Annotated in this window: 10 protein-coding genes; 9 read left to right on the top strand and 1 reads right to left on the bottom strand. The window is 59.7% G+C overall.

The features are described 5' to 3' along the window. Positions 1-157 precede the first annotated feature (157 nt). The 9 genes from O3675_RS06975 to purL all read left to right on the top strand — a co-directional run bounded on the left by O3675_RS06975 (position 158) and on the right by purL (position 11,747). On the top strand, positions 158-3,034 hold the full coding sequence (locus O3675_RS06975) for a DNA polymerase III subunit gamma and tau (protein ID WP_371571721.1): 2,877 nt from the start codon (positions 158-160) through the stop codon (positions 3,032-3,034). Between the two features lie 199 nt (positions 3,035-3,233). Next, the gene (recR, locus tag O3675_RS06970) at positions 3,234-4,373 is read left to right on the top strand and encodes a recombination mediator RecR (RefSeq protein ID WP_303955243.1); all 1,140 of its coding nucleotides are present in this window, start codon (positions 3,234-3,236) and stop codon (positions 4,371-4,373) included. A gap of 201 nt (positions 4,374-4,574) precedes the next feature. After that, positions 4,575-5,870, top strand: a complete 1,296-nt coding sequence (locus O3675_RS06965) for an aspartate kinase (protein WP_005507189.1) — start codon at positions 4,575-4,577, stop codon at positions 5,868-5,870. A gap of 220 nt (positions 5,871-6,090) precedes the next feature. Next, entirely contained in the window at positions 6,091-6,555 is a 465-nt protein-coding gene (locus O3675_RS06960) for an excisionase family DNA-binding protein (RefSeq protein WP_070541855.1), read from the top strand. Beyond that, the gene (locus tag O3675_RS06955; RefSeq protein ID WP_371571718.1) at positions 6,549-7,208 is read left to right on the top strand and encodes a PIN domain-containing protein; all 660 of its coding nucleotides are present in this window, start codon (positions 6,549-6,551) and stop codon (positions 7,206-7,208) included. Before O3675_RS06960 ends, O3675_RS06955 begins: the two co-directional genes overlap by 7 nt. A gap of 52 nt (positions 7,209-7,260) precedes the next feature. Further along, positions 7,261-8,211 (top strand): 3-methyladenine DNA glycosylase, encoded by a 951-nt coding sequence (locus tag O3675_RS06950; RefSeq protein ID WP_371571716.1) that lies wholly within the window; start codon positions 7,261-7,263, stop codon positions 8,209-8,211. Between the two features lie 122 nt (positions 8,212-8,333). Continuing rightward, the gene (purS, locus tag O3675_RS06945) at positions 8,334-8,585 is read left to right on the top strand and encodes a phosphoribosylformylglycinamidine synthase subunit PurS (protein ID WP_005507194.1); all 252 of its coding nucleotides are present in this window, start codon (positions 8,334-8,336) and stop codon (positions 8,583-8,585) included. Positions 8,586-8,590: 5 nt separating this feature from the next. Continuing rightward, positions 8,591-9,403 carry a phosphoribosylformylglycinamidine synthase subunit PurQ gene (purQ, locus tag O3675_RS06940; protein ID WP_005507195.1) on the top strand — a complete coding sequence of 271 codons (813 nt, stop codon included), beginning with the start codon at positions 8,591-8,593 and terminating at the stop codon, positions 9,401-9,403. Between the two features lie 25 nt (positions 9,404-9,428). Continuing rightward, positions 9,429-11,747, top strand: a complete 2,319-nt coding sequence (gene purL, locus O3675_RS06935) for a phosphoribosylformylglycinamidine synthase subunit PurL (RefSeq protein WP_049338232.1) — start codon at positions 9,429-9,431, stop codon at positions 11,745-11,747. A 140-nt stretch (positions 11,748-11,887) separates the two neighbouring features. Here purL and O3675_RS06930 read toward each other — a convergent pair whose 3' ends face one another. Then, on the bottom strand, positions 11,888-12,550 hold the full coding sequence (locus O3675_RS06930) for a heme oxygenase (biliverdin-producing) (protein ID WP_049346635.1): 663 nt from the start codon (positions 12,548-12,550) through the stop codon (positions 11,888-11,890). Positions 12,551-12,708: the final 158 nt, after the last annotated feature.

Below are 12,708 nucleotides of genomic sequence, written 5' to 3'. Positions count from 1 at the left end.
CGGTGCATCCGCGGTATTTCTGTGGGCGTACGGACTGCCCGATGAGCATCCGTGACGTGTGCGTGTTCGCCGGTGACTGGTGACCACTCGTGCCGAGGGTGGAGCGTCTAAAATGGTAGGGATTGTCCTATCCGCACCCCGAGTTGAAGAGGTTGCCGTGAGCACTGCCCTTTATCGTCGTTATCGCCCCGAGACCTTCGCTGAGGTTATCGGGCAGGAGCACGTGACCGAACCTCTTATGGTCGCCCTGGAGAAGAACCGTGTGAATCACGCGTACCTGTTTTCGGGTCCGCGTGGTTGCGGTAAGACCACGTCGGCGCGTATTTTGGCGCGTTGTTTGAACTGTGCGCAGGGCCCGACTCCTACTCCGTGTGGTGTGTGCGATTCGTGCCGTGAGCTCTCGCGTGATGGTGGCGGTTCTCTTGACGTGATTGAGATGGATGCGGCGAGCCACGGCGGTGTGGATCATGCCCGTGATTTGCGTGAGCGCGCTACTTTGGCGCCGGTGCGTGACCGTTACAAGATCTTCATTATTGATGAGGCGCATATGGTGACCCGTGAGGGTTTCAATGCGTTGCTGAAGATTGTGGAGGAGCCGCCGGAGCACGTGAAGTTTATCTTCGCGACGACTGAGCCGAATAAGGTGCTGGGTACGATTCGTTCGCGTACTCACCATTACCCGTTCCGTCTGGTTCCGCCGGAGGTTCTTCTGCCGTTCCTGCAAGGTCTGTGCGATCAGGAGCAGGTGCCGGTTGAGCCGGGTGTGTTGCAGCTGGTGATTCGTGCTGGTGGCGGTTCGGTGCGTGATTCGCTGTCGATTCTTGATCAGCTGATGGCTGGTGCGTCATCGCAGAACGGTATTGAGTATGACCGTGCGGTGGCGCTGCTGGGTTATACCCACGCGCAGCTTCTGGATGAGGTCATTGAGGCGTTGGGTGCGAAGGATGCGCCGACTCTCTTTGGTGCGGTGTCGCGTGTGGTGGCGACCGGTCAGGATCCTCGCCGTTTTGTGGAGGATCTGCTGGAGCGCCTGCGTGATTTGATTGTGGTAAAGGCTGTTCCGCAGGCTGCCGGCCAGATTTTGCAGGGTGTTCCGCAGGATCAGTTGGAGCGTCTGGCTCAGCAGGCTCAGGCTTTGGGTGAGCGTGAGCTGACGGTTGCTGCGGGTACGGCGAATGAGACTCTGAATGGTATGACGGGTGCGGCAAATCCGCAGCTTCAGCTGGAGTTGCTGTGTGCTCGTCTGCTTCTGCCTGCGGTGGAGGGTTCCGCCGGTGGCGCGGAGGTTGCGGCGTTGGCTTCTCGCCTGCAGGTTTTGGAGCGTCGCGTGGCTTCTGGTGCTGCTGGTTCGGTTCCTGCTGGTTCTGGTCCGGCGCAGGGTGGCATGTCTGCTGCTCGTGCGGCGGGTATGGCGGCGGCTGGCCTGGCGCCTAAGACTCAGGCGCCTCATGCGCAGGCTCCTAGCGCCCCGGTTCAGGAGGCGGCTCCGGCCGCGCAGCAGCCTACTTCTCAGCAGGCAGCCCCTCAGCAGGGCAGTTCTCAGCATGCCAGCGCGGGTGCTCCCCCGCTGGCGGGCGCGCCCCTTAGCGCTGCACCTCTGGCACCGACCATGCAGGCCCCTGCGGCTGGTGCTCCCCTAGCGGGTAACACCCCGGCGGCACCTCATGCTCCGGCGGCGCCGAATGCCTCGGCTTCTCCTGCAGCAACTCCGGCGGGTGCCCCCTCCGCGCCTTTGAAGCTTGACCCGAACGATCCGCTGGCTGCGGTTCAGGGTAATTGGCGCGCCATTCTTAACCGAATGAGCGTTCCGGGTGCGGCGGAGCAGCTGATGAAGGTTCGCCCCGCCCGCATGGACGGCGCAACCCTGTACGTGAGCGCCGACATTGCGACTTTGCGCGCGGTCAAGGGTTTTGTGCCCGAGCTGACCGCCCGCGTGAGTGAGTTCCTGCGCCGTCAGGTGACCATTCACGCTCAGGTGGCGAAGCCCGGTGAGCAGGTCAAGCCCGCAGTTCAGCCTGCTGCTCAGCCCGCAGCGCAGCCTGCAGTTCCGGCCGCTGTTGCCCCGCAGGCGCCTCAGCAGCCCGTTCAGCAGACTCCCCCGCAGCCCGCTCAGCCGGCCCCGCTGGCTGATGGTCCGCGCGGCGGTGAGGATGCGTGGCGTCGCCACGGTCAGCCGCTGACCGGTGCAAACACCCCCGAGTCTACGAGCGTGGATGCACCCCTGGGTGCGTGGGAGGTTGCCCCGATTCCGCAGAGCGCCCCCGAGGAGGCACCTCAGCAGGTTGCCCAGGCGGCAGTGCAGGCACCGGTTCAGGAAGCCCCGGCTGGCCCGCTTGCGCCTGAGCCTCCGGTTGCTCCGCAGGTTCCGGCAGGTCAGCAGGTTCCGGTTGCTCCGCAGGTTCCGGCAGGTCAGCAGGTTCCGGTTGCTCCGGCGGGCGGTTTTGGTGAGCGTGATTCCTTTGCTGCCTCCGGTAGTGGAGTTCCGCAGCAGGAGAGCGCTACTGAACCCCAGCAAGCACAGGAACCCCAGTACGCGCAGGAGCCCCCGTTCTCGCAGGAGCCCCCGTTCTCGCAGGAGCCCCCTCACGCGGAGGAACCTCCGTATGAGGAGGAGCCCCCTTTTGAGGATGAGCCTGCCTACGTTGAACCGGTTGAGGCACCCGCTGCGCCCGCAATGCCGACTGCACCTGTAGCACCGGCAGGCCCGCTTGCTACTCCGGTTGAGCCGGCGGGACCCCTCGCGGCGGCTGGTCCGTTGGCAGAGGCACCGCAGGCAGCACCGGCTGATACTGCTCCGGCAAGCGATGAGAAGCCCGCAGCGCAGGCTTCTAACGCAACCCCAGCACCGGCTCCTAGCGCGCCGACTCCCAGCGCACCGGCGGCACCGGCTCGCCCGGCACGCACCGCATCCGATGAGGACTACGTCTCTGAGGATGACGAGAAGCTCGAAAACAGCACCTTCATCGGCCTGCGCGCTATCGAAAAAATTATTGGTGGCACCGTCATTGACGAACGCCCCCTGCACCAGCCCTAATCCGGGAATCTAACACCCGGCAGGTGCCGCGCCCGCCATCGCACCGATGGCGGGCGCACTCATTCCAGCACCTACCCGCTACGCGAAACGCCCCTAAACTGTCAGGGGTTGGGTGCATACTCATAACGTCGCCCAAGAACAGCACACCAGCACAAGAACAACACACCAGCACAACACACCGCATTTGTAAGGAGAAGCCATGTACGAGGGAGCAGTTCAAAACCTTATTGACGAGCTCGGCCGCCTGCCGGGTGTGGGCCCCAAGTCGGCTCAGCGCATCGCTTTTCACATTCTGAATGCGGATGCTGCCGATATGGCGCGCCTAGCCAACGCCATTTCCACGGTGAAGACCAGCGTCAGTTTCTGCGAGGAGTGCGGTAACGTCTCCGAGACGAAGCTGTGCACAATCTGTCGTGATGAGCGCCGCGACCCGTCCGTGCTGTGTGTGGTCGAAGAATCGAAGGACGTGGTGGCGATTGAGCGCACCCGTTCCTTTACCGGCCGCTACCATGTGCTCGGCGGCGCTATTAACCCGCTGGCGGGTGTGGGCCCGGAGCAGCTGCGTATTCGTGAGCTAGTGTCCCGCCTGGCGGATGAGCGTATCCAAGAGATTATTCTGGCGATGGACCCGAATCTTGAGGGTGAGGCGACCGCAACCTACCTCTCGCGCATGCTCGTGCCACTGGGTGTGCGTCTGTCGCGTCTCGCGTCGGGTCTACCGGTCGGTGGCGACCTGGAGTACGCGGACGAGATTACCCTGGGCCGCGCGCTGGAGGGCCGCCGCGTCATTAGCGAGGGCACGGCGGTGGCTCATACTGCCGCCGAGGATTTTGAGCGCGTGAACCGTGAGGAGGAGCAGGAGCGTGAGCAGGCGGCTCAGGTTCAGGCTCAGGAGGCGAAGCAGAGTCGTCGCCGCTGGAATTCGAGCATGTTTGATGACCTGGATTCTGAGGATTCTGCAGGTTCCCGCACGGAGGCGCCCGCCGGCGTGCAAGGTACGGTGGATGAGCAGCTGATTGAGCGGGTCCTGCAGGAGGCTGAGGAATCCAGCGACAAGGAATCCGGCGCTGAGGGCTCACCCGCCGATTCTGCCGATGCTGAAACCGTCGCAGAATCCGCCCCTGACCTGGGCGAAGACTCCGTTGAGGAGGCTCCTGCGAGCGCCGCCTCCGAACCCACTGAGGCACCCGCAACCGAGCAGGCGGAGGATGCTCCGGAGGTGTTCCGCACCCCCGATTACGAGGAGAAGATCCGCTCGATTCAGAACGCCCCGTTGCGCACCCCGAAGCCGGATGTTCCGCCGTTGCCGGGTGTCACGTACGTGAACCCGTGGACCTAAAAACTGGCCCTCTCAGGCTTGCTGTGCCCGCCTCTGCGCCTTCGCCTCCATACCCTGCATCGCCACCATGTAACACTACGTAATATTTCACGGGGCAATACATACGGGTGCACAGTTAGCCGCTTGCACTGAACGCCGTCTACTATAAATGAGGAGCCGGCGTCTGCCGGTAGCACACAAGTAACTGACCTGGAGATATCAATGAGCCTGATCGTCCAAAAGTTCGGCGGTTCCTCCGTAGCTGATGCGGAGGGCGTAAAGCGCGTTGCCCGCCGCGTCGTGGACACTCAGAAGGCAGGTAACGATGTGGTCGTCGTGGTGTCCGCTATGGGTGACACCACCGATGAGCTGCTCGACCTTGCCGCAGAGGTCACCAGCAATGTCACTCCTTCCCGTGAGCTGGACATGCTGCTGACCGCCGGTGAACGCATTTCAACTGCCATCCTGTCGATGGCTATTAACGACCTGGGTGCTAAGGCCCAGTCTTTCACTGGTTCTCAGGCTGGCATGATTACCGACGGCGTGCACGGTTCTGCACGTCTGGTGGAGGTCAACCCGGAGCGTATCCGTGAGTCGATTGAGGCCGGAAATATTGCGATTGTGGCCGGTTTCCAGGGTATGAACCGTCAGAGCGGCGATATTACGACTCTGGGCCGCGGCGGTTCTGATACGACTGCTGTTGCTCTGGCTGCTGCTCTGAACGCTGATGTGTGCGAGATTTACTCGGATGTGGACGGCGTTTTCACTGCCGACCCGCGCATCGTGCCGACCGCGCACAAGCTGGATACCATCACCAGTGAAGAGATGCTGGAGATGGCGGCGAACGGTGCGAAGATTCTGCACCTGCGCAGTGTTGAGTATGCTCGTCGTTTTAATTTGAAGCTTCACGTGCGTTCTTCGTTCTCTAACCTTGAAGGCACTATTGTGGTTCCGGAGGAGTCCGCGGAACTGACCCCCACCCATCTGAAGGAGATTCCCTTGGAGCAGCCCCTGATTTCTGGTGTCGCGCATGATCGCACCCGCGCAAAGATTACTGTTGTTGGTGTTCCGGATGTTCCCGGTTCGGCAGCTAAGGTGTTCGGTCTGATTAATGAGGCGAAGGTTAACCTGGACATGATTGTTCAGAACGTGCCGACTGACCGCCCCGGCGTGACCGATATTTCCTTCACCCTGGATCAGGATCAGGGCCCCACCGCGCTGAAGGCGCTGGAGGATGCTAAGGCGGAGCTGGGTTTCCAGGAGGTTATTTACAACGAGTCGGTTGGTAAGCTGTCGCTGGTTGGCGCGGGCATGAAGACTAACACGGGTGTTTCGTTCACTTTCTTTGAGGCCCTGTCTAACGCTGGCGTGAACATTGACATGATTTCGACTTCTGAGATTCGTATTTCGGTGATTACTGAGCTGAGCAAGCTGGATGAGGCTGTTCGCGCGGTGCACACTGCGTTCGGTCTGGATGCTGAGGGCGAGGCTACTGTTTACGGTGGTACTGGCCGCTAGGGTTTAGCTCGTTTGTGGGCTGTACGCTTCGGGAGGGGCGGTGCTGGGTTTTCTCAGCACCGCCCCTCCCCTTTTCTGTTTACAAATGAAATAACTGAAACACTTTACAGTTATTTCAGATACAAGGTAGAGTTATAGCTACTGGACTACATTTTGCGAGGTTCTAACTTACTTGAGCTAAGCACCAAATGCAATCCAGTAATACAAGGAAGGAACAAAGATGCCCAACACCCAACTCCTGCAGGAGGAAACCCTTAATCAAGCCCAAACCGAAGCAAAAAAGCTACTCGGGGACTCAAACGAAACTGCCGTTACTCTGACCGTTTCAGGGAATGAAAGCCAGGAAATCGGTGATGCGCTTAGCCAAGTTATTCAACAGGTTTTGCATGCTTTAGCACAGGGCCAGCGCATCGAGATTCAGACCAACCCACAGTACTTGACCACTACTATGGCAGCTCGTCGCATTGGCATCTCACGCCCGACCCTTATGAAGGCTATTCGTTCCGGCGAGCTCCCCGCGTTCAAAGTAGGAAGCCATTTCCGCATCCGCACCGGGGACGCAGAAGTTTTCCGCAAGACCCTTTTGGAGAAGACCATCGCTCAGAAGGAACAAGCTCTCAAAGATCTTTGGAAATTTGAGGAAGAGAACAATCTCAACGACATTATCGGAGGACCTGCGTGGTAAAAGAGAGCACATTATCAGATGCTGAATCTGTCCTACTGGATACGAACATTCTGATGTCTAAGACTCTTCGCGATTGGATTCTCCTTTTGACAAAGGAGAGTGACTACAGATTTTTCGCTCCATACGTATCCACCGGAATCATGGATGAGTTTGGATACCACACACGCCGAAAGGACCCAATGATTCATGATGCAAAAATTGAGAAATGGAAACAACAAATCCTGACATCCTGCAAGTCCCTAATCGCAGGTTTCCCTGTTGAACCAGTTGCTGGCTTTCCCGATATAAACGATCTTCATGTGCATGCTGCCGCCCAACACGGCGGCATGCACGCATTAGTCACCAATGACCGCAAACTGCTCGATTATGCTTCCACGGAAGAAGCTCAGAATATTCAAAATTATGAGACACTCAGCGCGGATGATTTTCTGATGCAATTCACCGAATACGCTCATCCCTCCTTATTTGCCGAGGTCTATCTTTCCCAGGAATCTTATGCTCACTCTAAGGGATTCACGGAGACTGATATTCCTCGCGCACTTGAACGAGCAGGAGCGGGTCAATTTGCCCGTTATCTTCGGACTGCAGTGATTAATAGCCCACAGTTTGACGATTATGAACGTGAGTTTAAAGCCCGGTCTTCTAGTAACTAGATAGACATTGCTACGTCCACTACCTTGTCACAGCATCGTTTAGGCTAGAAGCATGAGTAGTGTTGTGTTTTCCCATGTGATGGATGCCCGCGAATGGCGTGCCGCCGCTGCCGCCCATGAGGCGCGTGCCGGCCGCTACGCCGACCCGTTTGCGCAGCGTCGCGCCCGCCACGAAGTGCACCCCGTGGAGGACTTCCTCTTCACCTACTACACGCTCAAGCCCGGCCAGTTTAAGCGCTGGCACCCCGGCGCCGGCATCATCCTGCTGGATGCGCCCGAGCGCGCCTCCTGGCGTTTTTACCGACCCGCCACCGAGCAGGAGCTCCTTGACGCTGGCTGCACCCTGCAGGTTGCGCGCGCCCAGGCGGATGCCGCCTCCGCCGTCACCGTGGACGTCACCGACTTCGTGGAGCGCCGCGCCACCGCCCTCGCCTTCACCCACGAGATCCTGCGTAACACGGCCGCAAAGAAGGGCCAGTTCGGTTGCTTCGGCATGCACGAGTGGGCGATGGCGTACAAGTCGGTGGAGAACAATATCCGCCACGACTACCTACAGCTGCGCCTGGGTGCGGAGGGCACGGACCGCGTGGTGGAGGAGCACCGCATCCGCTGCTCGCACTTTGATGCGTTCCGTTTCTTCATGCCGCAGGCGGCACCGTTGAACGAGCTGCAGCCGACCCGCGAGACGCAGCGCGTCCTGGAGCAGCCCGCGTGCCTGCACGCGAATATGGACGTGTACAAGTGGGCGTACAAGCTGCTGCCGCTGGTTGATTCAACCCTGGTCATGGATTGCTTCGATCTAGCCTGGGATGCGCGTGAGCTGGACATGCGCGCGGCCCCCTACGAGATTCGTGCGTGGGGCTACGAGCCAATTCCCGTGGAGACGACCGAGGGTAAGGCTGAGTACGTGCGGATTCAGCGTGAGCTGTCGGAGCGTTCGATTGAGCTGCGTGAGCGTCTGCTGCGGGTGTGCGAGCGCTATCTTCCACCCCTCGAGGCGTAAAAGACGTGATTCGAGCCTCTTAGGGTATCCACCAACCGAACACATACCCCCGTTACGGTCGTTAGTACGGTAAGATGAGATACGGCTCATACAGAACCCACGCACCCAAGGAGTGCCCACACATGGCCCGTATTGTTGTTGATGTTATGCTCAAGCCCGAAATTCTTGACCCGCAGGGTAAGGCTATTTCTCACGAGCTGCCCCGTATCGGCGTTGATTCCTTCGTTGATGTTCGCCAGGGTAAGCGCTTCGAGCTGACCGTCGAGGGTGAGGCAACCGAGGAGCACCTCGCGGCTGCCCGCAAGGCTGCTGAAGAGTTGCTCTCGAACCCCGTCATCGAAGACGTTGTGAACGTTTCGGTTCTGGAGGACTAATACCTATGGCAGAGTCCCTCGCACCCACTGAAGTCCCCCTGGTTGGCGACTTCTCTAGCTACTCCCCGAACCCCGCTTTCGCTGACGCACGCGTTGGCGTGGTGACTTTCCCCGGCACCCTGGATGACCGTGACGCTGCGCGTGCTGTCCGTCTGGCTGGCGGTACCGTCGTTGAGCTGTGGCACGACGACGCTGATTTGAAGAACGTTGATGCCGTCATTATTCCTGGCGGTTTCTCCTACGGTGACTACCTGCGTGCTGGCGCTATTGCTGCGAAGGCTCCCGTGATGCGTTCGGTAATTGATGCCGCTAACGCTGCTGGCACCTCCGGTTCCGCTCCCCTGCCTGTTCTGGGTATTTGCAATGGTTTCCAGATTCTGACTGAGTCTCACCTGCTGCCCGGTTCGATGATTAAGAACGATCACCGCAAGTTCATTTGCCGTGACCAGGTTCTGCGCATTGAGAATAACTCCACCTCCTGGACGAGCGATTACGCTGCTGGCCAGGAGATTGTTGTCCCCCTGAAGAACCAGGACGGTCAGTATGTTGCTGACCCGAAGACTCTGGAGGCGCTGGAGGCTGAGGGTCGCGTGGTGTTCCGCTACGTTGGTTTCAACCCGAACGGTTCCCGTAATGACATTGCTGGTATCAGCAATGAGCGCGGTAACGTGGTCGGTCTGATGCCGCACCCGGAGCACGCTGTGGAGCCCGGCTTCGGTCCTTCCTCTTCCGGTTTTGGTGAGGTTTCTCTGCGCGGTGGCGCCGATGGTCTCGGCGTGTTCACCTCCGTTCTTGCCAACCTGATTAACGCCCGCTAACGCACGACAAGGATTCTAAGAAGTTATGAGCGAAAAGCAGTTTAACCTCGACACCGTCGAGCACGCGGCGGCAACCCCGGACACCGAACTCCCCTGGGCTGAGCTGGGTCTGAAGGAGAACGAGTTCGAGGACATTAAGGAGATTCTTGGTCGCCGTCCTACCGCGGCTGAGCTGGCAATGTACTCGGTCATGTGGTCCGAGCACTGCTCCTACAAGTCTTCTAAGGTTCATCTGAAGCAGTTCGGTGCGAAGGTCACCGATGAGATGAAGAAGGACCTGATGGTCGGTATCGGTGAGAACGCCGGTGTGACCGATATTGGTGACGGCTGGGCTGTTACCTTCAAGATTGAGTCCCACAACCACCCCTCGTACGTGGAGCCCTACCAGGGTGCTGCGACCGGTGTGGGCGGTATTGTGCGTGACATTATTTCCATGGGTGCACGCCCGATTGCTGTGATGGATCCGCTGCGTTTCGGCGCGATTGATCACCCGGACACCGCCCGCGTTATTGGCGGCGTGGTTGCCGGTATTGGTGGTTACGGTAACTCCCTGGGCCTGCCGAACATCGGCGGCGAGGTTGAGTTCGATTCCTGCTACCAGGCAAACCCGCTGGTCAACGCACTGGCTGTGGGTATTATGCGTCACGAGGACATCCGCCTGGCGAACGCATCGGGCGTGGGCAACAAGGTTGTTCTGTTCGGTGCACGCACCGGTGGCGACGGTATCGGCGGTGCGTCGGTGCTGGCGTCCGAGTCTTTCGATGACACCAAGCCCTCGAAGCGTCCTGCCGTTCAGGTGGGCGACCCCTTCGCTGAGAAGGTTCTGATTGAGTGCTGCCTGGAGCTGTTCAAGGGCTCCGTGGTTGAGGGTATTCAGGACCTGGGTGCTGCGGGTATTTCCTGCGCAACCAGCGAGCTGGCTTCTAACGGTGAGGGCGGCATGCACGTCGACCTGACTAAGGTTCTGCTGCGTGACCCCACCCTGACCCCGGGCGAGATTCTGATGTCTGAGTCTCAGGAACGCATGATGGCTGTTGTCTCTCCCGAGAACGTGGAGCGCTTCGAAGCGATCATGAACAAGTGGGGCGTGGAGTACTCCTTCCTCGGTGAGGTCACCAACTCTGGCCGCCTGGTCATCGAGTGGGACGGCGAGGTCATCGTGGATGTTGACCCCCGCACCGTTGCGCACGACGGCCCGACCTACGAGCGTCCTTACGCACGCCCCGAGTGGCAGGATGACGTCCAGGCTAACCACTTCACCGGTTCGGCTGCCGACGATTCCCGCCCGCGCGGTAAGGAGCTGGGCGAGGCAATCAAGGCGTTCATGGCGTCCCCGAACATGTGCTCCAAGTCCTGGATCACCAACCAGTACGACCGCTACGTTCAGGGCAACACCGCCCTGTCCATGCCGGACGACGGCGGTGTGGTGCGCGTGGACGAGAACACCAACCTCGGTGTTGCTCTGGCGACCGACGCCTCCCCGCGTTTCACCTACCTGGATCCGTACGAGGGTGCTCGCGCGTCCTTGGCTGAGGCGTACCGTAACGTTGCGACCGTTGGCGCACGCCCCGTGGCTGTGTCTGACTGCCTGAACTTCGGTTCTCCCGAGGATCCGGACGTCATGTGGCAGTTCGCTGAGGCTGTTCGCGGCCTGGCTGATGGCTGCATGGAGCTGGGTGTTCCGGTGACCGGCGGTAACGTGTCCCTGTACAACCAGACCGGTGGTAAGGCTATTAACCCGACCCCCGTGGTGGCGATGATGGGCGTGATGGATGACGTCACCCGCCGCACCCCTTCGGGTTGGGCTCCTGAGCATGACGGTCAGGCTATCTACCTGCTGGGTACCACCCGCGATGAGCTGGACGGCTCCGAGTGGGCTCGCTTCAAGGGTCACCTGGGCGGTCAGCCGCCGAAGGTTGATTTGGCTCTGGAGCGTCAGCTGGGTGACATGCTGGTGAACATGTCTCGTGACGGCATGATTGATGCCGCGCACGACGTGTCTGCTGGTGGTCTGGCTGCGGCTCTGTCGGAGGCTTGCCTGCGTTTCAACACCGGTGCCCGCATTGGTCTGGGTGAGGTTGCTGAGCGTGACGGCGTGGACCTGTTCACTCTGCTGTTCTCGGAGTCCCTGGGCCGCGTTGTGGTTTCGGTTCCGCGTTCTGAGGAGGTGCGCTTCAAGGATATGTGCACCGCTCGCCAGTTCCCCTTCGCACGTATTGGTGTGGTGGATGCTGCGTCGAACGCTCTGGACTTCCAGGATGAGGTTTCCATTGACCTGGATGAGCTGCGTGCAGCTCACGAGGGTACTCTCGCTTCTTACTTCGGTGAGGTTGCGAAGGGCTAGTCTTCGACTAGTTTGAAACTAACGCCGAAAGGGGCGGATGCTTTGTGAAAGCATCCGCCCCTTTTGTTATGCCCGCGGGCTTGTGCATTGAGCGGTGAGAGGTTGTGCGTTGAGGCGTTCTGTTTATGCGCGTTCGGTGTTTATGCCTCGGCGACCTTGCGGCCCAGCTGTGCGAACAGGGAGGCGTTGATGCGGAAGCCTTCGATGCATTCTTCGATGAGGGCTTCGCGCTGTTCGTCGGTCAGGGGTGCGTTGTCGAGCAGTTCGCGGTAGCCGTCCTTGAAGACCTTGGGCTTGGGCAGTTCGGTGAAGCGGTACATGCTCAGTGCTTCTGCGGGGATGCCGTAGTGGCGGGTGACGAGCGCTGCGACTGCCTGGCCGCCGGAGAGGTCGCCGAGGTAGCGCAGGTAGTGGTGTGCGAGGTAGCGTTCGGGGGAGTTGATGGTGGCGCGGATGCGCTCTACGTATTCTGCGGTTGCGGGCAGGGGCGCGTCGATGTCGCCTTCCTGGCCGAGTGCGCGGATGTCTGCACGGATGTATTCTGCGCGGTCGAGGCCGGGGTGGGTGAAAGGTTCGGTGATGGGGCTGGGTTCTGCGCGGTAGTGTTCGGAGACTGCTTCGAGTGCTTCGTAGATGTGCACGTACTGGTTGATGAGGCGCAGGTATGCCTCGGTGTTGAGGGAGCCGCCCATGAGGTCTTCCATGAAGGTGGAGTGTTCGGCGTTGTCGTGGACGTGCTTGGTGCTTTCCTTCAGGCGTGCGGAGAAGCGTTCCTGGGTGGTTTCGGGGGCGGTAATAGTCATGGTGAGTTCCTAAAGTGGCTTGTGGGTGGACAATAAAGGTTTTGATGACACTGTGTCACCAAACTGTTAATGACATATTGTCACCAAAAACCGGTTTTGGCAATAGTTCTCATAAAAAATTTGCTAAGGTAAACCTTATGAACAAGTCACCACAACCA

The organism is Rothia sp. 27098_8_27 (assembly GCF_041432805.1).
Taxonomy (GTDB): Bacteria; Actinomycetota; Actinomycetes; order Actinomycetales; family Micrococcaceae; genus Rothia; species Rothia mucilaginosa.
The sequence above is the reverse complement of the archived record's forward strand: the minus strand, read 5'-3'. Positions and strand labels throughout refer to the sequence as shown.

Excerpts from the sequence above, each read along its gene's own strand:
- recR (WP_303955243.1), top strand. The coding sequence starts at position 3,234 with ATGTACGAGGGAGCAGTTCAAAACCTTATTGACGAGCTCGGCCGCCTG.
- O3675_RS06965 (WP_005507189.1), top strand. The coding sequence starts at position 4,575 with ATGAGCCTGATCGTCCAAAAGTTCGGCGGTTCCTCCGTAGCTGATGCG.
- O3675_RS06960 (WP_070541855.1), top strand. The coding sequence starts at position 6,091 with ATGCCCAACACCCAACTCCTGCAGGAGGAAACCCTTAATCAAGCCCAA.
- O3675_RS06950 (WP_371571716.1), top strand. The coding sequence starts at position 7,261 with ATGAGTAGTGTTGTGTTTTCCCATGTGATGGATGCCCGCGAATGGCGT.
- purS (WP_005507194.1), top strand. The coding sequence starts at position 8,334 with ATGGCCCGTATTGTTGTTGATGTTATGCTCAAGCCCGAAATTCTTGAC.
- purQ (WP_005507195.1), top strand. The coding sequence starts at position 8,591 with ATGGCAGAGTCCCTCGCACCCACTGAAGTCCCCCTGGTTGGCGACTTC.
- purL (WP_049338232.1), top strand. The coding sequence starts at position 9,429 with ATGAGCGAAAAGCAGTTTAACCTCGACACCGTCGAGCACGCGGCGGCA.
- O3675_RS06930 (WP_049346635.1), bottom strand. The coding sequence starts at position 12,550 with ATGACTATTACCGCCCCCGAAACCACCCAGGAACGCTTCTCCGCACGC.